Origin of the sequence: Parvivirga hydrogeniphila, assembly GCF_023371205.1 — a bacterium.
In the GTDB taxonomy this organism is placed as follows: domain Bacteria; phylum Actinomycetota; class Coriobacteriia; order Anaerosomatales; family Anaerosomataceae; genus Parvivirga; species Parvivirga hydrogeniphila.
In genome coordinates, this window is the sequence record NZ_JAMCCO010000001.1 from 817,645 (window position 1) to 838,279 (window position 20,635).

The 20,635-nt window shown below is 67.0% G+C and carries 16 protein-coding genes; 14 read left to right on the forward strand and 2 right to left on the reverse strand.

Features of this window, described 5'->3' with window-relative positions; translation table 11 throughout:
- Positions 1-4: 4 nt before the first annotated feature.
- The 13 genes from MX659_RS04250 to MX659_RS04310 all read left to right on the forward strand — a co-directional run bounded on the left by MX659_RS04250 (position 5) and on the right by MX659_RS04310 (position 16,728).
- The gene (locus MX659_RS04250) at positions 5-3,304 is read left to right on the forward strand and encodes a BTAD domain-containing putative transcriptional regulator (RefSeq protein ID WP_267192219.1); all 3,300 of its coding nucleotides are present in this window, start codon (positions 5-7) and stop codon (positions 3,302-3,304) included.
- A 28-nt stretch (positions 3,305-3,332) separates the two neighbouring features.
- On the forward strand, positions 3,333-3,905 hold the full coding sequence (locus MX659_RS04255) for a DUF5317 family protein (protein WP_267192220.1): 573 nt from the start codon (positions 3,333-3,335) through the stop codon (positions 3,903-3,905).
- Positions 3,906-4,280: 375 nt separating this feature from the next.
- The gene (gene secA, locus MX659_RS04260; RefSeq protein ID WP_267192221.1) at positions 4,281-7,040 is read left to right on the forward strand and encodes a preprotein translocase subunit SecA; all 2,760 of its coding nucleotides are present in this window, start codon (positions 4,281-4,283) and stop codon (positions 7,038-7,040) included.
- A gap of 114 nt (positions 7,041-7,154) precedes the next feature.
- Positions 7,155-8,291, forward strand: coding sequence for a peptide chain release factor 2 (prfB, locus tag MX659_RS04265; protein ID WP_267192222.1), 1,137 nt, complete (start codon positions 7,155-7,157; stop codon positions 8,289-8,291).
- Complete coding sequence (locus tag MX659_RS04270; RefSeq protein ID WP_267192223.1) at positions 8,288-9,043, forward strand: phosphatase; 756 nt, start codon at positions 8,288-8,290, stop codon at positions 9,041-9,043. The genes prfB and MX659_RS04270 overlap by 4 nt, the downstream gene beginning before the upstream one ends.
- Before the next feature lie 4 nt (positions 9,044-9,047).
- Complete coding sequence (locus MX659_RS04275) at positions 9,048-9,950, forward strand: YitT family protein (RefSeq protein WP_267192224.1); 903 nt, start codon at positions 9,048-9,050, stop codon at positions 9,948-9,950.
- 4 nt (positions 9,951-9,954) lie between these two features.
- Positions 9,955-10,824 (forward strand): transketolase, encoded by an 870-nt coding sequence (locus tag MX659_RS04280; RefSeq protein ID WP_267192225.1) that lies wholly within the window; start codon positions 9,955-9,957, stop codon positions 10,822-10,824.
- On the forward strand, positions 10,821-11,759 hold the full coding sequence (locus MX659_RS04285; protein WP_267192226.1) for a transketolase family protein: 939 nt from the start codon (positions 10,821-10,823) through the stop codon (positions 11,757-11,759). Before MX659_RS04280 ends, MX659_RS04285 begins: the two co-directional genes overlap by 4 nt.
- A gap of 101 nt (positions 11,760-11,860) precedes the next feature.
- Positions 11,861-12,547, forward strand: a complete 687-nt coding sequence (gene ftsE / locus MX659_RS04290; protein ID WP_267192227.1) for a cell division ATP-binding protein FtsE — start codon at positions 11,861-11,863, stop codon at positions 12,545-12,547.
- Entirely contained in the window at positions 12,537-13,451 is a 915-nt protein-coding gene (gene ftsX, locus MX659_RS04295) for a permease-like cell division protein FtsX (protein WP_267192228.1), read from the forward strand. The genes ftsE and ftsX overlap by 11 nt, the downstream gene beginning before the upstream one ends.
- A gap of 9 nt (positions 13,452-13,460) precedes the next feature.
- Positions 13,461-14,648 carry a S41 family peptidase gene (locus MX659_RS04300; RefSeq protein ID WP_267192229.1) on the forward strand — a complete coding sequence of 396 codons (1,188 nt, stop codon included), beginning with the start codon at positions 13,461-13,463 and terminating at the stop codon, positions 14,646-14,648.
- Positions 14,649-14,735: 87 nt separating this feature from the next.
- Positions 14,736-15,665 carry an NHL repeat-containing protein gene (locus tag MX659_RS04305; protein ID WP_267192230.1) on the forward strand — a complete coding sequence of 310 codons (930 nt, stop codon included), beginning with the start codon at positions 14,736-14,738 and terminating at the stop codon, positions 15,663-15,665.
- 625 nt (positions 15,666-16,290) lie between these two features.
- The gene (locus tag MX659_RS04310) at positions 16,291-16,728 is read left to right on the forward strand and encodes a gamma-glutamylcyclotransferase family protein (RefSeq protein WP_267192231.1); all 438 of its coding nucleotides are present in this window, start codon (positions 16,291-16,293) and stop codon (positions 16,726-16,728) included.
- Positions 16,729-16,819: 91 nt separating this feature from the next.
- Here MX659_RS04310 and MX659_RS04315 read toward each other — a convergent pair whose 3' ends face one another.
- A complete protein-coding gene (locus tag MX659_RS04315) occupies positions 16,820-17,737 on the reverse strand; it encodes a trimeric intracellular cation channel family protein (protein ID WP_267192232.1) in 918 nt (305 codons plus the stop codon).
- A gap of 195 nt (positions 17,738-17,932) precedes the next feature.
- Complete coding sequence (locus MX659_RS04320; RefSeq protein WP_267192233.1) at positions 17,933-18,361, reverse strand: hypothetical protein; 429 nt, start codon at positions 18,359-18,361, stop codon at positions 17,933-17,935.
- An 87-nt stretch (positions 18,362-18,448) separates the two neighbouring features.
- Between MX659_RS04320 and rnr the strand changes: the two genes are divergently transcribed.
- Positions 18,449-20,536: a ribonuclease R gene (gene rnr / locus MX659_RS04325; RefSeq protein WP_267192234.1), complete on the forward strand. Its 2,088-nt coding sequence runs from the start codon at positions 18,449-18,451 to the stop codon at positions 20,534-20,536.
- Positions 20,537-20,635: the final 99 nt, after the last annotated feature.

Sequence of the window (20,635 nt, forward strand, 5' to 3'; positions counted from 1 at the left end):
GGGGATGTCGCTCCGAGACACGCGAACGCCCATCTTCTCGTCGGCGACCGATGTTCGCCGCACTGCCGTCCTGCACCTCATCCAGGGGCGCAATGCTCCGCTCGTGGTGCTATCCGCACCCGGAGGGTACGGCAAGAGCATTGCCGCAGCACAAATCGCCGCGGAGTTCAAAGAGAGTCTCTGGATCAACGCCGAGGGGCGGGGCCTTTACCTCGAAGACATCGCTGAGATTATCGCCCATTCTCTCGAGGGGCGGGTCGCTTGCGCTGCGGGTTTTGCACGCGCAGAAGGGCATTCCTCTCGCGACGAGGACCCGTTTATCGCATTGAAGAAGGAGCTCCAGAGTCAAGACCTTGAAGAGCTCTGCATCGTGCTCGACGGAGCAAGCCAAGAGGCGAGCTTGCAGGACATGGCGACCGTCGGACGGCTGCTTCGTGAAACTGTCGGATCGCGCAGCATGCTCGTTGTGACCGCACGCGATATCGCCTCGTGGCAGCCGGCCGCCAGCGCCTACGAGATTCTCATGGTAGGCATGGACCTGCTCTCGTTCAGTCGGGAGGAGGCGCGAGCGCTCGCGGAGCGTCTCGCAGCAAGCATGCCAGACGAAGAGACCTTCGCTGCGTGCTACGAAGCGTCGCAAGGTCAAGCGGCTCTGTTCGACCTGCTCATCAGACATCCGGGCAGCCTTCTGCAAGACGCCCGCACGAGCCGACGGAGAAGCGTGCCCGCTACCGTGAAGCAGTGCCTGCGAAGCCTTATCACCGCGTTGCTGGAGCCGTGGGAAGCCGAGGTCTTGTGGTGTGCATCGTTGCTGTCCGAAGGCGATGCAGACAGCCTCGTTCGGTGCATGCCGGAGCTTACAGCCGAGCGCGTAGGGGATGCTCTCGAGGGACTCTCGGCCAAGCTCCCGCTCTTTAGAGTGTCGGACACGGAGCCGCTGACGTTTCGCGTTCACGACCTGGTATTCGAAGCCTTGGATGCTAGGAACCTGGCGCAGGACGAACATGGAAGAAGCCTGGTCGATTGCGTTGTCCAGGAGCTGGTCTCCTCGAACCGAAGTGGACGTGCGCTGCGCGTCGCGGACAGCGCTCGCCACGTCTCTGCGCTCGTCGACCTGCTCGAGCAGTGCAGTCGCAAGTTTCCCGCTGACGTCAGCATGTCGGAAGTCCGTCGATACCTGTCGCGGATTCCTGCACAGATGAAGATCGAGCGGCCCGCTCTTGTCTGCCTGGAAGGGTATGTCTTGCAGCATGCCGCAGACACCCGCGAGGCGCTCTCGCACTACGAGCTCACGGAGAAGCTCGCATCAAGTGCGCTCAACACCGAATCTGAGGCGAGCGGTCTCATGAGACAGACGGTGACACTCTGGCACTTGGGGCTGCTGGCCTCGGCTGAAGGATGTGCATCACGGTTGAGGCCGTTGCTGGATTCCGTCAGGCCCTCGTTCCGCATGTGGGCGAGGGCCTGGGAGCTCATGCTTCTGGCGGAGCGCACGGACCGGTCGTCGCTTCAGAACCAGTGCGACAGGCTGTATCACCAGATACTGTCGCAGACCCAGCATGAAGAGGAGCACTACCTTGCTTGCTTCGCCCTGACCTGTGTGTATTCAATGCACCTGGGCGACGTAGGTCACAGCCTCGGTCTGCTGACCCTCCTGCGAAACGCCGAGGCGAGCGGCCGCACTCCCTTTGCAATGGGTGCAGCGAACCTCGGCATGTTGTTGCTGACAGCCGGACGGCTCCACGCGGCGATGACGGCGATCGACGCAGCCATCGAGGCAAGCCAGCGCCAGGGTGTCTCATCGTGCGAGGAGTCTGCGCGGCAAACCAAAGGGCTTATCCTGGCCGCTGCGGGTCGGGTCTGCGATGCGATTCCGTACCTGGAAGAATTGTACGCGTCCGCTACTCGAGCGAATCGGACTTTCGAGGTCCAAACGGCTCTGCTCGACTACAGCATGCTTCTCCGCGCATCTGGAGAACCGGCCCAAGCTCTCGAGAAGGCCGAAAGCGCGTGCGCGCTGCTCGAGCCGCTCGAGTGGCGCCTGTTCCGCTGGCAAGCTCACACCGAGCGGCTCGCGTCGCGGCTCGCGCTGGGCGACGAGGAGCTCGTGTACCGAGAGGGCCTCGAACTGCGCAAGGAGTTCGAGGACACCGGCTACTCGTTCTACCTATTGCGTCTAGACATGGTGCTTGCGGAGATCGAGCGGCGCCGCGGCCTGATCGACCAGGCCGCCTCGCGCATCGCAGAGCACACGGAGCACATCCGCGGCGAGGGCAGCAACTGGCACATGGCCATGTACACCCGGGCGTTCCCCGGCCTGCTCGGCGTGTTCGCGCGGGCGCTGGGCCCGGACGGGATCCCCGTCCACATGCTGCGGATGCTGCTCGAGCCGTGGGCAAGCAGGTCGCTCGAGATGGCGCGCCTGGTGCTCGATGACGCCGGCTGGAGGCGCCTGGTGCTCCGCACGCTTGGGAAAGCGTCGGGCGCGGCGTTCCTCGCGGCGCACGAGGGACCGCCGGTGCTCAAGGTCCGGCTGTTCGGCGGGCTGAGCGTCGAGGGGCCTCACGGGACGGTGAGCGATAAGGCGTGGGGCAAGCGCAAAGCGCGGCTCCTGTTTGCGATGCTCGCTATGAATCGCGGCAGGGACCTGCCGCGAGACGTCATCTTCGAGCGGCTGTGGCCCGATATGCCAGCAGACAAGGCGCAGAGCAACTTCTATGTCACGTGGAGTTACATGAAGAAAGCGCTGTCCCCTGACGGCGGCCCGTGCCCGTACCTGGAGCATCGGGGCGGCGTGTGCAGGGTCGTTCCTGAGGTCGTGACGACCGACCTCGCGGAGTTCTTCGAGGCGGCCGAGGAGCTGCGTCGCGCTCGCGCACGCGGGGACCAGGACGCGGTCGTCGCGGCAGCGGAGCGAATGGCGGATCTGCACGCAGGCGAGCTGCTTGCCGGCGACCTGTACGAGGACTGGTGCGCGGAGACGCGCGAGCGCGCTCGGCACGAGCTCAGCGACGCGATGCTCGCCGGGGCCGAGGCGCTCGCGGCGAGCGGCGCGCCCGATCGCGCGGTGCGGCTCGTGCGCCACGCGCTCGCGTTCGACCCGTGGCGCGAGGATCTGTACCAGGCCGCGCTCCGCTATCAGATCGTGGCGGGTCAGCGCAGCAGCGCGATCGAGACCTACATGGCGTGCCGGCAGAAGCTCGCCGAGGACCTCGGCCTCGACCCGTCGCTGGAGACGCAACGGCTCTACGAGCAGGTCCTGGCCATGGAAGACGCGGGCGGGACGGCGGTGCCGCGGTGCTGAGGCGCCGAGCCGGCCGGGAGGCGCAGCGGTGATCCTCTTCCTCGTTGCCGTGATCGTCGGCATCGCCGTGGGGCTGGCTCGCGGAGGCTCTCTTGCGCGCCTCGAGCAGGTGCGCCTGCGCGGCGAGGCCGGGCTTGTGTTCCTGCTGGTGTTGCAGATGGCATTGCCGGCGGTGACGACCAGGCTTGGGGTGCCCGCGATGCTCGCGCTGGGCGCGTGGCTGCTCGCGATGGCCGGGCTCGTCGTTCTCGCGCTTGTGAACACGCGCGAGCCCGGCATGGTGCTCGTGGCGCTCGGCGTGGCGTTGAACCTGATGGTCATCGGGTTGAACGCTGGGATGCCGGTGTCTGAGCGTGCGCTGAACATCGTTGCAAGAAGCGATACCGTCGAGGTGAGCGACCTTGTTCACCGAACGATGGACGACGAGACGCTGCTCCCGTGGCTCACGGACGTCATCCCGGTTCCCGGACCGAGAGGTCTGAGGGGCGTCGTCAGCATCGGGGACCTGCTGCTAGTCGCCGGGGCGGGCTGGTTCCTTGCTGATGCTGTGCGCCGAGGCGGGGATGAAGTCAAGGCGGCAGGCTCCGGTTCTCATCACTGAAAGATTGCGTTTAGTCCGCGCCGCTACAGTGGAGCCGTCCCGCGGGGGACGGGCGTCACGGTCGATCAGCTCCCGAACGGACGGGCAGAGCGGGGCGCCGTGCCATGTAGGTGAGGAGACGGGAGACTCCTGAGGGGCACTGAAGTGGCGCACGGCGGCCGAGCTGATGGGCTGGGACGATTGCGGCGGCTCGTGTCGTGGCATCGAGCGAGCCGCCGCCACCCCGGGATTCCGGAGCGGCGGGAGGAGGTGCGGCGTGCGGTCTCGACGCCCGACGGGCGATGGCACGCCGTGTGCTAGAATCGGCGTGCTGCGGCAGCGCCACACGACGCCCGTCGCAGGTCGAGACAACTCACTTCACGAGGTCAAATCCGTATGCCGAACATCCTGACGAAGCTGCTCACGCTGGGCGAAGGCAGGCAGCTGCGCGAATACGAGCAGATCGTTGCTCGCATCAACGAGCTCGAGCCGAGCATCGCACCGCTTTCCGACGCTGACTTGCGGGCCAAAACAGACGAGTTCCGGGCGCGGTACGCTGCGGGCGAATCACTCGACGACCTGCTGCCGGAAGCGTTCGCTGTCGTGCGGGAAGCCGCGAAGCGCACGCTCGGGATGCGGCACTTCGACGTGCAGCTGATCGGTGGCATCGTGCTGCATCGCGGCATGATCGCTGAGATGAAGACGGGCGAAGGCAAGACGCTCGTCGCGACGCTGCCGGTGTATCTCAACGCGCTCGCGGGCAAGGGCGTGCACGTGGTCACCGTGAACGACTACCTGGCGAAGCGCGACAGCGAGTGGATGGGGAAGGTCTACCGCTTCTTGGGCCTGAAGGTCGGGCTCATCCAGGCGCAGATGGACCCGGCTCAGCGCAAACCGGCCTACGAGGCGGACGTCACCTACGGCACCAACTCTGAGTTCGGCTTCGACTACCTGCGCGACAACATGGTCACGCGCGCCGAGGACCGCGTGCAGCGGGGGCATCAATACGCGATCGTCGACGAGGTCGACTCGATCCTCATCGACGAGGCGCGCACGCCGCTCATCATCTCCGGCCCAGGCACGAAGTCGGCCGACCTGTACAAGGCGTTCGCGAAGGTGGTGCCGCGGCTCAAGCCGGACGTCGACTTCGAGCTCGACGAGGCCAAGCGCACGGTCGCGCCCACCGAGGAGGGCATCCGCAAGGTCGAGCAGATGCTCGGCATCGACGACCTGTACGCGGACCCGAGCGGCCAGCTCGTCAACCACTTGCAGCAGGCGCTCAAGGCGCAGTTCCTGTTCAAGCGGGACGTGGACTACGTCGTGAAGGACGGCGAGGTCCTGATCGTCGACGAGTTCACCGGCCGCCTCATGTACGGCCGCCGATACAGCGAAGGGCTTCACCAAGCGATCGAGGCCAAAGAGAAGCAGCACGTGCGCGAGGAGAACCAGACGCTCGCGACAATCACGCTGCAGAACTACTTCCGCATGTACGAGAAGCTCGCCGGCATGACGGGCACGGCGGTGACCGAAGACCAGGAGTTCCGGGAGATCTACAACCTTTCGGTCGTCGTGATCCCGCCGAACCGTCCGATGATCCGCGAGGACCGCAACGACCTCATCTACCGCACGATGGAGGCGAAGTTCAACGCGGTCGTCGAAGACATCGTCGTGCGGCACGCCAAGGGCCAGCCGGTGCTCGTGGGCACCATCTCCATCGAGAACTCCGAGCGGCTGAGCCGCATGCTTGCCAAGCGCGGGCTGCCGCACAAGGTCCTCAACGCCAAGTACCACGAGCAAGAGGCGCACATCATCGCGCAGGCCGGCCGCGTCGGAGCCATCACCATCGCCACCAACATGGCGGGTCGTGGCACCGACATCATCCTCGGCGGCAACCCCGAGTTCCTTGCCGAGGACCTGCTGCGTGAGCGCGGGATCGACCCGGCAGAGGCGACCGAGGAGCAGCGCGCGGAGGCGCTCGCCGAAGCCAAGCGCATCTGCGACGAGGAGCACCGCAAAGTCGTCGAGCTCGGCGGTCTGGCGGTCATCGGCACGGAGCGCCACGAGTCCCGCCGCATCGACAACCAGCTGCGCGGACGTTCCGGCCGCCAAGGCGACCCGGGCCTCTCGCAGTTCTACCTCTCGCTCGAAGACGACCTCATGCGGCTGTTCGGTGGGACGCGCATGGACCGCATCAGCAGGCTCATGGAGCGAAGCGAGATTCCCGACGACATGCCGATCCAGGCCTCGCTCGTGAGCAAGGCAATCGAAAGCGCGCAGCGGCAGGTCGAGGCGCAGAACTTCGCCGCTCGCAAGTACGTCCTCGAGTACGACGACGTGATGAACAAGCAGCGCCAGGTCATCTACGCCGAGCGCAACCGCATCCTCGACGGCAAGGACATCCACGCCCGCGTCGAAGAGATGATCGGCGAGGCCATCAGCGAGCTTGTGAGCGAGCACTGCCCCGAGAAGAGCTACCCGGAGGAGTGGGACTGGGACGGCCTGCGCGAGGAGGTCAAGCAACTGACCGGCCTCGATCTGGTCACTCCCGACATGAAGACGCGGGTGGAGAGCCCCTTCGAGCTCACCGACGTGCTGTCGGAACAGACGATGGCCGCATACCAGCGCAAGGAGCAGGAGCTCGGCGCAGACGTGCTTCGCGAGCTCGAGCGGCAGGTCATGCTGCGCGTCATCGACACGCGCTGGATCGACCACCTGCTGGAGATGGACTACCTGCGGGAAGGCATCGGCCTGCGCGCGATGGGGCAGCGCGACCCGCTCGTCGAGTACAAGACCGAAGCGTACGAGGCGTTCGCGCAGCTCGTGCGGGACATCAATCGCGACTTCTTGCGCACCATCATGCACATCCAGGTGGTGCACGAGCCCGCGCCGGTCGAGATGGTCGGCCGACCCGTCGAATACACCGCGCCGAGCGAGTCCACCATCTTCTCGGGCGCGCTCAAGCAAGCGTCAGCGGCGGTCGGCGGCCCCTCCGCTGAGGGCATGCAGGCCGCGGCGGCCGCAGCAGGCCGCGCGGAGCCTGCGGCCCGCACGGTCGTGAAGGACAAGGCCGACCCGTTCGCGAACGTCGGCCGCAACGACCCGTGCCCGTGCGGCAGCGGGCTCAAGTACAAGCACTGCCACGGCAAGAACGCTTGACGCCCTCCGCGTCCGACCGCTCGCAGGTGAGCGGCAGCCTGCCGGTGCTACAATCCGGCCGTCCCCATCCCCGTTCCCGACGTGCGCCGATGCGGCGCTGGATCCGAAAAGGCCATGATCATCGAAGACCGTTCCACAGAGATCGCTGAACTGCGAGAGCGCCTTGAGCGCATCGCGGAGTACCTGCACCTGGACGCGAAGCGCGAGGAGATCGCGCGGCTCGAGGAGAAGGCGGCCGAGCCAGGGTTCTGGGACGACGCGAAAGCGGCGCAAGGCGTGATGGCGAAAGCCGCGTCCCTGCGTGACGAGGTCGAGGAGCACGCGGAGCTCATGCGCGAGGTCGAGGAGCTCGAAGTCGCCAACGAGCTCGCGGTGAGCGAGGAAGACGAAGACCTCGCCGTCGAGACCGAGTCGCGGTTGAAGCGGCTCGTCAAGCGCGTGGACGACCTGGAGCTCTCCTCGTGGTTCACCGGCGAGTTCGACCACGGCGACGCCATCGTGACCATCATCCCGGGCGCCGGCGGCCTGGAGGCGCAAGACTGGGCCGAGATGCTGCTCCGCATGCTCACGAAGTACGCGCAGTCCCGCAAGTGGAAGGTCGACCTGCACGAAGCGCCCGAAGGCGTGGAGATCGGCATCGACCGCGCGGTGTTCACCGTGCACGGCAAGAACGCGTACGGCATGCTCCAGTCCGAAGCGGGCGTGCACCGTCTCGTGCGCATCTCGCCCACGGACGAGAAGAAGCGGCGCCAGACCACCTTCGCGAAGGTGGAGGTGCTGCCGGTGCTCCCCGACGAGGTCGAAGTCGAGATCAAAGAAGAAGACCTGCGCATCGACGTGTACCGTTCGAGCGGGCCGGGCGGTCAGTCGGTCAACACCACCGACTCGGCCGTGCGCATCACGCACCTGCCGACGGGCATCGTCGTGACGTGTCAGAACGAGAAGAGCCAGCTCAAGAACAAAGAGACCGCGATGACGATCCTGCGCTCGCGGCTCTACGAGCTCGAGCAGGAGAAGCGCAGGCAGGAGATCGAGGCGCTCAAAGGCGAGAAGAAAGAGATCTCCTTCGGCAGCCAGATCCGCAGCTACGTGCTGTATCCGTACCAGCTGGTGAAAGACCTCCGGACCGGCATCGAGACGAGCCAGGTCGACCGCGTGCTCGACGGCGAGATCGACGACTTCGTCGTCGGCTACCACCGCTGGAGGGTCGCAGAAGGCGCGCCCGCGTTCGTCGGAGGAGGCGAGGAGTGAGGCTGCTCGCCGACCTCCACACGCACACCGTCGCCTCGGGGCACGCGTTCTCGACCGTCGGCGAGATCGCGAGCGCTGCTGCCGCGCGCGGGCTTGAGCTCGTCGCGATCACCGATCACGGCCCGGCGGTGCCTGGCGGCGCGCACCTGTGGCACTTCTGGAACAGCCGGACGATACCCGCCGAGATCGCAGGCGTCCGCATCTTGAAGGGCTGCGAGGCCAATCCCGTCCCTGACACCGACAACGGCCTCGACATCCCCGACGAGGTCCTCGCGGCGCTCGACTTCGTCGCGGTGGGGTTGCACCCCGAGTGCGGCTACGACGGCAAGGACCGCGCCCGCAACACCGACGCGCTCGTGCGTGCAATCGCCAACCCGCTCGTGCACATGATCACCCATCCGGGCAACGACGAGGACTTCCCGGTGGACCTCGACGCCGTCGTGTCCGCGTGCGTCGAGCACGACGTGATCATCGAGCTCAACAACTTCTCGTTCGACGCGCGAAGCGGCAGGCACGCCACGCGAGCGCGGGAGCGCGCGTTCGCCGAGGCGGCGCGCGACGCAGGCGCGTGGATCGCCATCGACTCCGACGCGCACATCCACACGCTCGTGGGCGAGGTCTTTGCGGCGCTTGCCGTGGCCGAAGAGATCGGCTTCCCGCCGGAGCGCATCGTGAATCGCGACGCGGCACGCGTGCTCGGGTTCTTGAGCGCGCGGCGCTCGCGTGGTCGGTCGACGACCGAGACGAGGTGAGACGATGGTGAAGCGCGTCCTCAAGAAGATGGCGCCGAGCGAGGTGCTCAAGAGCCGACGCGTCCGCGATTACGTGCTCATGACCATCGGCATCGTGATCACCGCGTGGGCGCTCGACGCCTTCCTCATCCCGAACAAGCTTGCCGCAGGCGGCGTCTCCGGTCTTGCGACGGTCTTGTACTACACGCTCAAAGACTACGGGATCGTCGTGCCTGTCGGCGTGCAGATGCTGGCGATGAACGCCGTGCTGCTCGTCATCGCGGTCATGGCCCGCGGGTGGCGCTACGGGGCCAAGACGATTTACGGCATGGTCGCGCTCTCCGTCGCCGTCGACGCGCTCGCGCCGTTCACGCCGCACTTGGCGGCCGACGACCGTCTGCTCGCGGTGCTGTACGGCGGCGCGATCACCGGCATCGGCATGGGGCTCGTCTTCAAGGCGCGCGGCAACACCGGCGGCACGGACATCGTGGCGCAGTTGCTCGCCGACCGCACGAATTTCGGTGTCGGCCAGATGCTGCTGGCCGCCGACGCCGTGGTGACGCTCGCAGCGGCGCTCAAGTTCGGTCCGGACCTCGCGCTGTACGGCGCGGTCGCCGTGGTGATCGGCGGCCGGGTCATCGACCTGGTGCAGGAGGGCCTGTCGGTCGACAAGGCCGCGTTCATCATCTCGGACAACTCGGAGGAGATCGCAGACGCGGTGCTGAACCAGCTCGGGCGCGGCGCGACGGGGCTCAAGGGCCGCGGGCTGTTCTCGGGCGCGGAGCGCGAAGTGGTCATGACGGTCGTCTCGCGGCGGGAGCTCGACGCGCTCAAGGCGCTCGTGTATGCGGTCGACCCGGACGCGTTCTTGGTGATCGCAGACGTCCACGAGACGCTCGGTGAAGGATTCAAGGAGATAGGAGCGTGAGCAGGTGACGACAGCGCGGGAGGCGGTCGATGTGCGCGTGCGCGACGTCGCGGAACTGGCGCGGCGGATGCGGTGCGACATCATCGAGATGCTCGCTGAGGCAGGCTCAGGGCACCCGGGCGGGTCGCTCTCGGCGGCCGACATCGTGGCGGTGCTGTACGGAGCGGTCATGCGGCACAGCGCGGAGGACCCGCGCGACCCCGGCCGCGACCGGTTCGTGCTCTCGAAAGGGCACGCGGCTCCGGTGCTGTACGCGGCGCTCGCGCAGCACGGCTACTTCGGGCGCGACCACCTGAAGACCCTCCGCAAGCTCGGCTCGATGCTGCAGGGCCATCCCGACAGCACCAAGACGCCGGGCGTCGAGATCTCCACGGGCTCCCTCGGGCAAGGGCTTGCCGTCTCCAACGGGATGGCGCTCGCGCTTCGGCTCGACGGCCGAACGGAGCCGACGGTGTTCTGCCTGCTCGGCGACGGCGAGCTGCAGGAAGGCGAGGTGTGGGAGGCGGCGATGTTCGCGCCGCACCACGGGCTCACGAACGTCGTCGCGATCGTCGACAACAACGGCCTGCAGATCGACGGGGCGTGCAGCGAGGTGATGTGCCTCGGCGACATCGCGCGCAAGTTCCAGGCGTTCGGCTGGGAAGCAGTCGAGTGCGACGGGCACGACGTGGCCGCGCTGCTCGACGTGCTCGGCTCCGCTCGCGCGCGCGGCGAGGCCGCTGGCCAGCCGGTCGCGGTGGTGTGCCGCACCGTGAAGGGCAAGGGCGTGTCGTTCATGGAAGGCAACGCCGACTGGCACGGCAAGGCGCCAAGCCGCGAGGAGGCCGACGCGGCCTTGGCAGAGCTCGGGTGCGCGAAGGAGGTGGCCGGGTGAGCGAGAAGCGCGCGACGCGCGAAGCGTACGGGCCCACCCTCGTCGAGCTGGCGCGCGAAGGCGTCGACGTGGTGGTGGTCGAGGCGGACCTCTCGAAGTCGACGACGACGGCGAAGTTCGCGGCCGCCTATCCGCAGCGGTTCTTCAACGCCGGGGTGGCGGAGCAGAACATGATCGGAACGGCCGCCGGCCTCGCCGCTGCGGGAAAGGTGGCGTTCACGGGCTCGTTCGCCGTGTTCGCGACGGGCCGCGCCTACGACCAGGTCCGCAACACGGTGTGCTACTCGAAACTGAATGTGAAGCTCGCGCCGACGCACGCGGGCATCACGGTCGGGCCCGACGGCGGAAGCCACCAGATGCTCGAAGACATCGCGCTCATGCGGGTGCTGCCGGGGATGCGCGTGCTCGTGCCGGCCGACGTGAATGCGGCCGCGGCTGCGATCAGGCTTGCCGCTGCAACGCCGGGGCCGTTCTACGTGCGTCTCGGCCGAGCGGCGGTGCCGGTGCTGTACCCCGAAGCCGTCGAGGTCGGCGTCGGGAAGGCGACCGTGCTGCGCGAAGGCACGGACGTGACGATCGCCGCGTGCGGCGTGATGGTGGCCGAAGCGCTCGCTGCGGCAGAGGCGCTGGCGGCCGACGGCATCAGCGCGGAAGTCGTCGACGTCTTCTCCGTCAAGCCGCTCGACGAGGTCACGCTCGTCGCCTCAGCGCGCAAGACGGGCGCGGTCGTGACCGCCGAGGAGCACTCCGTGATCGGCGGGCTTGGCTCGGCCGTCGCCGAGCTTCTCGCCGAGCGCGAGCCGGTGCCCGTCGTGCGCGTCGGCGTGCGCGACTCGTTCGGCACCTCGGGCGAACCGGCGGAGCTGATGTCGCACTACGGGCTCACCGCGACAGACGTGGCCGAGGCGGCCCGCTCGGTCGTGCGCCGCGTGTGAGAAGGCCGTTGCGTGCCGGTAACGGATGCCGCCGCGCGCGGAGTTGGCAAGGCGTCTGCTAGAATATCGCGGGAATCGTTGCCGAAAGATGGAGCACCCACATGATATCGATGCGGAACGTCAGCAAGACGTACGTCGCTGACAAGCCCGCGCTGTCCGATGTGAACGTCGAGATCGGCCAGGGAGAGTTCGTCTTCCTGGTCGGGCACTCGGGATCCGGGAAGTCCACCTTCATCAAGCTGCTGTTGCGCGAGATCCTGCCGACCACCGGCCAGATCATCGTGGCCGGTCAGGACCTCGTGCGGATGAAGAGCTGGAAGGTCCCGTACCTGCGGCGCAACATCGGCTGCGTCTTCCAGGACTTCAAACTGCTGCCGAACAAGACGGCGTACGAGAACGTCGCGTTCGCGCTCGAGGTCATCGGGCGCAGCAAGCACGTCATCCGAACGCAGGTGCCCGAGGTGCTTCGCCTCGTCGGCCTCGAGGACAAGATGCACTCATATCCCGATGAGCTCTCCGGCGGCGAGCAGCAGCGCGTGTCGATCGCGCGCGCGTTCGTGAACCGCCCGCCGCTTCTGCTCGCCGACGAGCCGACCGGCAACCTGGATCCGGCGACCTCGCTCGGCATCATGAGCCTGCTCTCGCGCATCAACAAGACGGGCACGACGGTGCTCGTGGCCACGCACGACCGGGAGATGGTTGACTCGCTGCGCCGGCGCGTCATCGCGCTCGAGAACGGCCGCATCATCCGCGACCAGGACCGGGGGGTGTTCGGCGATGGCGATTAACGTCGGCTACTTCGTCAAAGAGTCCGTCACGAGCTTCCGCCGCAACTGGGTGATGAGCCTGGGCGCCGTCATCACGATCTACCTCTCGCTCTTGCTCGTCGGGGTCTCTGTGGGCGGCTCGATGATCGCCGGGCAGATCGTGAAAAGCGTCGAGCAGAAGGTGTCGATCCGCATCTTCCTCAAAGACGGCGCGGCACCTGAAGACGTGAGCAAGCTCCAGGCGGACCTGCAGGCGGATCCGCGCGTCAAGACCGTCAAGTACACGAGCAAGGAAGAGGCGTTCGAGGAGTTCAAGAAGTCGTACTCCTCGAGCCCCGAGATGGTCGACCAGCTGAGCGTGAACCCGTTCCCGGCCTCGCTGGACGTCGAGACGCACAAACCGCAAGATGTGCCTGCACTTGCTGAGAGCATCAAGGGGAACCAGACGTTCCTGAAGGTCTGCGACCGCCCGGACGACCCGGAGCGCTCCATCCGCTACGGCAAGGAGTGGGTGAACCGGCTGTTCTCGTTCACGCGCATCTTGAGGCTCGTGGGTGTGCTGTTCATCATCATGCTCGCCGTCATCAGCCTGATCTTCATCAACAACACCATCCGTCTGGCGATCTACGCGCGGCGCAAGGAGATCGGCATCATGCGGCTGGTGGGAGCGTCGAACTGGTTCATCCGCATGCCGTTCCTCTTCGAGGGGCTGCTGCAGAGCTTGGTCGGTGCGCTGCTCGCGCTCGGTTCGCTCGCGGCGTTCCAGCTCTTCGCGATGCCGCGCATCCAAGAGGCGGTGCCGTTCCTGCCGTTGTCGCTGCCCGCTGGGGCGGCCGCCCAGATCGCGGCGGTGCTGATCATCGGCGGCAGCATCATCGGTCTGGCGGGCTCGGCGTTCGCGCTTCGCAGATACCTGAAGGTGTAGGCGTTCACCATGAACAAGATCCTGAGCCGGGCGACGGTCGTCGTCCTCGCTGTGTCCGGCATCCTGCTTGCCTTCGCTGGCGGCATGTACGTCGGTAGGCACGCGCCTGCCGTGGACGTGCCCGTGGTGGGCGAGGCGCAGCCGACGCCGGTTTCGGCGGCGCGCGAGGTGCGCAACATCATCATGCGGGAGGCGCTGAAGCCGTCGAGCGACGAGTCGCTCGCGGCCGGCGTCGCGAAGGGCATGGTCGAGTCGCTCGGCGACCCGTACGCGATGTACTTCGACAAGCAGCACTACAAGTACTTCCAGGAGCAGACCGACGGCGCGTTTTACGGCATCGGCATCACGATCTCCGATCGCGACGGTCAGCCGTACGTCGTGTCGGTGCTGCCTGGCACGCCGGCGGAGAAGGCGGGTCTCAAGGCCGACGATGAGATCGTCTCGATCGATGGTGTCAAGCGCGACAAGTGGGACCTCGACGAAGTCGTGCGCCGCATCCGCGGCGAGGAAGGGACCCAAGTCACCATCGAGATCCGCCGCAAGGGCGCGAAGTCTCTGTTGAAGTTCACGATCACGCGCGCACGCATCGAGGTGCCGAACACAGAGACGGAGCTCGTCGATGGCGCCGTAGGCTACGTGCGGCTCTACACCTTCAACGAGCGCGCCGCTGAGGATGTCGCATCGGCCATCGAGGATCTCGCCGCGAAGGGCGCCAAGGGCTTCATCATCGACTTGCGGGACAACCCGGGCGGGCTTCTGTCCGAGTCCGTGGAGGTTCTATCGCTGTTCGTGAAAGACGGCGTCGCCGTGACCGTCGATGCGCGGAATCCGCGGGACGACGAGGTCTTCCGCGTGAGCGGCCGGACCGTCACGGACGCGCCGATCGTGCTGCTCGTCAACGAGAACTCGGCGTCTGCGAGCGAGATCGTGGCCGGGGCGCTCCAGGACTACAAGCGGGCGACGCTCGTCGGCGTCAAGACGTTCGGGAAAGGCAGCGTTCAGCAGATCGAGCCGCTCAGCTTCGGCGGAGCGATCAAACTCACGATCGCGCACTACCTCACGCCGAAGGGCCGTCTGATCGACAAGGTCGGCGTGACGCCAGACGTCGTCGTGAAGATGGATCCCGAAGACCAGGCTGACAAGGCGACCGACGTCCAGCTCAAACGCGCCATCGAGGAGCTCAAGAAGCGGCTGTAGGCGGCGCACCTCACCCCGAGAAGCGTATAGCGGGCGCCAGGGAGCGTTCGCAAGGAGCGCTGCACGAGTGGGTAGGGCGCCATGAGAATGTCGGGTTCGGTCCGTATCGCCACGGTCGCAGTCGCGCTCGCAGCGCTCCTGTGCGCTGCCTCGCCGACGCAGGCAGTGGTGCCTCCGGTGTCGCTCACCTGGGAGCGGCAGTGGGGAAGCAATGGGCTTTTGGACGGGCAGTTCCACTACCCGCCCGATGTGGCGACTGACACGTGGGGCAACGTTTACGTCGCTGGCGGCGAGAGCGGCGACAACCGCATCCAGATGTTCACCGCCGACGGCACCTTCATCAAGTCCGTTGGCACGACAGACTCGCCGAACACGGGAATCGTCAACCATGCGCGAAGCATCGCCACGGACCGCTGGTGCATGATCTACGTCGCTGAGAAGGACCCGGGTCTCGTGCAGGTGTTCAACCCACGGCTGTACAGCCTGAGCGGGACGTTCCAGGAGAGTCCGATCCACGAGATATGGGCCCCGAACGGCATCGCCGTGGGTCTCGATGGCACAGCGTATCTCACGGACAATGGCACGAGCGTGCAGCGCTGGCGCAACCGGAGTTACGTCGGCGAGTGGGCGCCTGCCGGCATCGGTGCGATCGGCGTGGGCGTCTCGCACGACCGCGACGTCTACGCGACGACGGACATCACCTCCGGGACCACGAACTCGGTCATCAAGTACACGTCCACGGGCGACTACGTGACCAGTTGGGGCGGTTCTGGCACCGGGTCGGGTCAGTTCGCGCGCCCGTACGACGTCGCGACCGATCCGTTGGGAAACGTCTACGTCATCGAATCAGAAGGTCCTCGCTCCGAGCGCGGCCTGACGGCACGTATCTCACGACCTTCGGCTCGGTCGGATCCGGGAACGGACAGTTCGCGGCTCCCTATGGCCTCGCAGTCGGTCTCGATCGGACGGTCTACGTGGCCGACCCGGACCTTCACCGCATCTCGAAGTGGAACGTGAGCATCGCAACCGAGTCGACGCAGGTGGCTGGCGATACCCGCTACGCCACGGCCATCGAAGCGTCGAAGCGCGCATATCCTGACGGAGCGAGGGTCGTGGTCATCGCGACCGGCGAGAACTTCCCGGACGCGCGTGGGACGAGGACGGGAGCCTCGGATCGGCCAGTCGCAGTCCGAGGCTTTGCGCCGGCCGCGCTTGGACGCACGGCGTGCGTCTGGCGGACCGAACGTCACAGAGTGCAAGCGGGACGCCGATGCTTTTCGAGAGGTGCTTCTACGCAGAGGACCCCCGCGCCCGGGACACAGGTCTAGATTGTCTACCGCACCGCCGCTGGGAACGGCAAAGACTCCAGCCCTTACGGTTCGCTCAACCTCAGGCTTGTCGCTGATCCCACCGGGGCGGGAGCGTCGCGTTCCGAATCCGGGTCCGCGGAGCGTAATCAGAAGGTGAAGCGCCGCCGAGCGGGAGACGACGCCATGGCGTGGTTCATGTGTCGTGTGTCGGATTCACTGCGGTCGAATGAGCCGTTGAGAGCAGGCGGTTCATCCGGTAGTCTCCGGCTCAAAGTGCCGGGGGAATGATCGCTGCGGTGAGGCTTGGACATGAGTCGAGGGAGGCGGAGGACATGTCGGAACGGTACTACTTCGCGTACGGTTCGAACATGAACGAGTCGCAGATGGCCAGGCGGTGTTGCAGCGCCCAAAAGGTCTCCTCAGCCACGATCAGAGGCTGGAAGTTCCACATCAACAGCCGCGGGGTCGCCACCGTGATTCCGGAAGAAGAAGGCATTGTCTACGGCATCCTATGGGTTCTCGCAGAAGAGGACGAGCAGGCCCTCGACACATGTGAAGGCGTGCAATCCGGCTTCTACTACAAGAAGGAGTTCGAAGTCCAGACGGACGACGGGCGCTCTTGCGCAGCGCTCGTGTACGTCGCGAGCGATTCACAGCGCGGGGTTCCGAGAGACGGGTACATGGCCGGCATCGTTGAGGCTGCCATGGAGAACGGTTTTCCGTCGTGGTACGTGGAGGAGCTTCAGGAATGGTGCGCGCCCAACGCGTGACCGTCCCGTGATCCCGAGCGGAGCGCGCGACGCGGGCGCTCTCGTCTACTCTTGAGCCCCCCAAGCCCAAGCCCAAGCCCGGGCGCTGGCCTCACGGCCCCTTACTGTGCTCGCTGGCTGCGGGCTCGTGGGAGTCATCGCGCCGCGCGGAGTCGAGCTCGTCCACACGCACGATACGCCACGGACGGCCCGGCTCGGTCGTGAGGTGCACCGGGGTGGGCGTCGTCCATCCGCGCTTGACCGCGAGCACGCGGATCGTGAGCGTCGTCGCGGCGGCAACGACGAGCGCCACGGGCTTCACGATGTTGAGGTATGTCACCAGGAAGACGTAGAGCGACGAGCCCAGCACCGCCGCCGTCGCAGAGAGCGTTCCGGGTCGCATGATCTGCGGCGTTTCCCCGCACAGCACGTCGCGGATCATGCCGCCGCCGACGCTCGTGATGACGCCCAGCAGCACCGCCGGGATGACGTTCAGCCCCGCGCTCAGCGCCTTGTCGGCGCCGACGACGGCGAACAGCCCGAGCGACAGCGCGTCGAGGTACAGGAACGGCCCGCGCAGTTTGCGGTGCAGCGGCGAGAAGAAGAACCCGAACAGGGCTGCGAGCAGCGCCGCGGCGAGCAGCCACCAGTGCTGGAAGGCCGCGATGCCGTACTTCTGCAGCAAGACGTCGCGTACGATACCGCCGCCAAGCGCGTTGGCGATCGCCAGCGTCACGATGCCAGAGATGTCCATGCGCCGCTCGTCGGCGTGGACCGCGCCGGACAGCCCACCGATGAACGCGGCGGTGACCTCGTAGAACAGCGGGACGTGCACCACCATCTCCGAGACCGGCGCGGTCGTCGTGAGCTCAGAGGGGAGCGCGCTTGCGACCAGGCTCGGCACGACGGTGGTGACGATGGCGGCGAGGCCGGTCGGCTCGGCGGACGCGGTCACGCCGGCAGCGCTGGTGGCCGCCGCTGTCGCCGTTGCGGCGGCGCCGGTCACGGTCGTGGCGAGCGATGCAAACACTCCGGGAACTCCTCGTCAGACGAGCACGGTCTCGCGCATCAGTATGCACGCCGATGCTGAGAGTATGCGTCTTTCGTGACCTGACCGTTGAGAATCCAGCAGGAGGCCGGGAAGCCCGCGACCGCGGTCGCTGCGTGCGAGCCAATCTGCTCGCGAGAGACCCGAGGCGCCGGGCACCCGCGCGGCGCGTCAGCGCTAGAACGGCTGCTCGTCGTCCTCGTCGTCGTCGAACCGCGCGCGAAGCGCGATGTCGAACGACTCTTCCATGATGCGCGACACGGCCCGCTGCTCGCGCTGCTGGGGCTCCTCGGTGACGCGCATCTCGAGCTGGACGCCGTCGCCGACCAGCGTGAAGACGGTCTCGTCCGCGCTGATCTCCTCGAAGGTGAGGTAGCGGAAGCTCGCCACGTTCAAGAAGAGGCAGCCGTTCACGAGCATGGTGGACGACTCGGGGTCGGCCATGAGCTTCACGAGCGTGGCGCGGCCGGTGTTCATGGGCTGGCCGTCGACGACATACGCGTACTCGAACGTCTCGACGGTCTCAAGCGCGCGGATCATGTCACGGAGTTCGGTGACGGTGCCGGTGCCGATGAGGCAGGGAGCGAGCTCCCGTTGCTGTCGCATGTGCTCTCCAAAGTTCTGAGGTGTAGAGTTGCACCTGCGTGGATTCTACCACGCGGGGTCTGACATCGAACAGTCGAAGGGGGACGCGTGAGGCCGGAAAAAGCGGTCTTGAAGGCGCTGCGGGACGCGCGGACGGCGTGCACGGGCGATGAGGTCGTCGAGGCGGTCAGGCGTCACGGCATCGATGCGGAGCGCGTGAGGCGCGTGCTGCGCTCGCTTGTCGTGTCCGGTGCAGTCGCGCTCTTGCCCGACGGGCGGTACCTCGCGCTTAAAGAGCGCAACCTGCTCGTGGGGCGGCTGTCGATGCACCGCCGCGGCTTCGCGTTCGTCTCCACGCCGCTCGGCGAGGTGTACGTGGCGCGGCGCGACACCGGCGGCGCGCTGCACGGCGACACGGTGGCCGTGCGGCTGCATACCCAGCGCACGCGCGAGCGGCGGTCGGGCGAGGTCGTGCAGGTGCTCGAGCGCGGCGTCACGCACGTCGTCGGACGGCTGGAGCGGCACGGCGCGCTCGGCATCGTCGTGCCCACCGACCCGCGCATCCGCCACGAGGTGTTCGTCGACATGGCGCAGAGCGCGCTCGAGGCCCGCGACAACGACATCGTGGTGGTGCGCGTGACGCGGTATCCGACGAGGCGCGACGCGATGCAAGGCGTCATCGAGGAGGTCCTCGGGCCGGCCGACGCGCCCGGCGTGGACATCGAGATCGTCATCCGCGAGCACGGGCTTCGCACCGCGTTTTCTCCCGAAGCGATCGCCGCAGCCGAGGCGCTCGCAATGGGCGTGGACGCGGAGCTCGCGGCCGGCCGTCCGGACCTGCGGGACCTGTTCACGGTCACCATCGACCCGGTGGACGCGAAGGACTTCGACGACGCCATCTCGATCGAGCGGCTCGATGTCGGCGGCTTTAGGCTGTGGGTGCACATCGCCGACGTCAGCCACTATGTGCGCTGGGACGACCCGATCGACGAAGAGGCGCGCGTCCGCGCGACGTCGGTGTACCTCGCCGACCGCGTGCTGCCGATGCTGCCAGAGCGCATCTCGAACGACCTGTGCTCGCTCAGGCCGAACGAGGACCGGCTCGCGTTCACCGTCGAGTTCGAGTGCGACGCGCGCGGAAGCGTCGGGGCGTACCGGCTGTACCCGTCGGTGATCCGAAGCGACCGGCGGCTCGACTACGACAGCGTGGACGGGTGGCTCGAGCGCGGCGGCTTCCCAGACGCCGAGACCGAGCGGCTGCTGCTCGCGCTGCGCGACCTCGCGGCTCAGCTGCACGCGCGGCGCATCGAGCGGGGCGGGCTCGACTTCGAGACGGTCGAGGCGCGCGTCACGCTCGACGAGGACGGCCGCCCGACCGGCGTGACGCTCAGGCGCCGGACGGTCGCTACCAACATGATCGAGGAGGCGATGATCGCCGCCAACGAGGTCGTCGCGCGGCACATGCGGGACGCGGGCGCGCCCATGATGTACCGCATCCACGAAGATCCCGAGCCCGAAGCGCTCGACGAGCTCGCGGTGGTGCTCAAGGAGTTCGACTACCCGATCAAAGACGTGCACGGCGCGAGCCCGCAGACCTTCCAGCGCATCGTCGCCTTCGCGCACGGGCGGCCAGAAGAGCTGCTCATCAACTCGCTGCTCATCCGCGCGCTCGAGCGTGCGCGCTACTCCGCGCTCCTCGAGTCGCACTTCGGGCTCGCGAGCGAGGCGTACTGCCACTTCACCAGCCCCATCCGCCGCTACCCCGACCTCACCGTCCACCGGCTCCTCAAGGCGCAGCTCGCCAAGGCGCTCGACAAAGAGCCGGCCGCGAGCATCGCACCTGAGCTCGACTGGCTCGCCGAGCACTGTTCGGTGATGGAGCGCGAGGCGGAGTCGGCAGAAGACGACTCCCAGCGCGTGAAGCTCGTCGAGCTCATGGCGGACCGCATCGGCGAGGTGTTCGACGCGCTCATCACGGGCGTGATGTCGTTCGGGATGTTCGTGCAGCTCGAGAACACCGCCGAGGGGCTGGTGCACGTGAAAGCGATGGCCGACGACTACTACACGCTCGACGCAGAGCGGTTCATGCTCATCGGCGAGCGGAACCGCGCGGTGTACCGCCTCGGGCAGCGGGTGCGCGTGCGGCTGATCGACGCGAATGTGGCCGAGAAGCGGCTCGACTTCGAGCTGGCGTAGGACCGGCGGTTGCACGCTCGCACCGACCCTGCTACAGTACACCGCAATCACATACGCGCCTGTGACGGGGAAGAGTACCCCGGGAGCGAAGCACAGAGA

Bases quoted from the DNA above. Each gene is read 5' to 3' on its own strand.
- MX659_RS04250 (WP_267192219.1), top strand. From the start codon at position 5: ATGTCGCTCCGAGACACGCGAACGCCCATCTTCTCGTCGGCGACCGAT.
- secA (WP_267192221.1), top strand. From the start codon at position 4,281: ATGCCGAACATCCTGACGAAGCTGCTCACGCTGGGCGAAGGCAGGCAG.
- prfB (WP_267192222.1), top strand. From the start codon at position 7,155: ATGATCATCGAAGACCGTTCCACAGAGATCGCTGAACTGCGAGAGCGC.
- MX659_RS04275 (WP_267192224.1), top strand. From the start codon at position 9,048: ATGGTGAAGCGCGTCCTCAAGAAGATGGCGCCGAGCGAGGTGCTCAAG.
- ftsE (WP_267192227.1), top strand. From the start codon at position 11,861: ATGATATCGATGCGGAACGTCAGCAAGACGTACGTCGCTGACAAGCCC.
- ftsX (WP_267192228.1), top strand. From the start codon at position 12,537: ATGGCGATTAACGTCGGCTACTTCGTCAAAGAGTCCGTCACGAGCTTC.
- MX659_RS04300 (WP_267192229.1), top strand. From the start codon at position 13,461: ATGAACAAGATCCTGAGCCGGGCGACGGTCGTCGTCCTCGCTGTGTCC.
- MX659_RS04305 (WP_267192230.1), top strand. From the start codon at position 14,736: ATGTCGGGTTCGGTCCGTATCGCCACGGTCGCAGTCGCGCTCGCAGCG.
- MX659_RS04310 (WP_267192231.1), top strand. From the start codon at position 16,291: ATGTCGGAACGGTACTACTTCGCGTACGGTTCGAACATGAACGAGTCG.
- MX659_RS04320 (WP_267192233.1), bottom strand. From the start codon at position 18,361: ATGCGACAGCAACGGGAGCTCGCTCCCTGCCTCATCGGCACCGGCACC.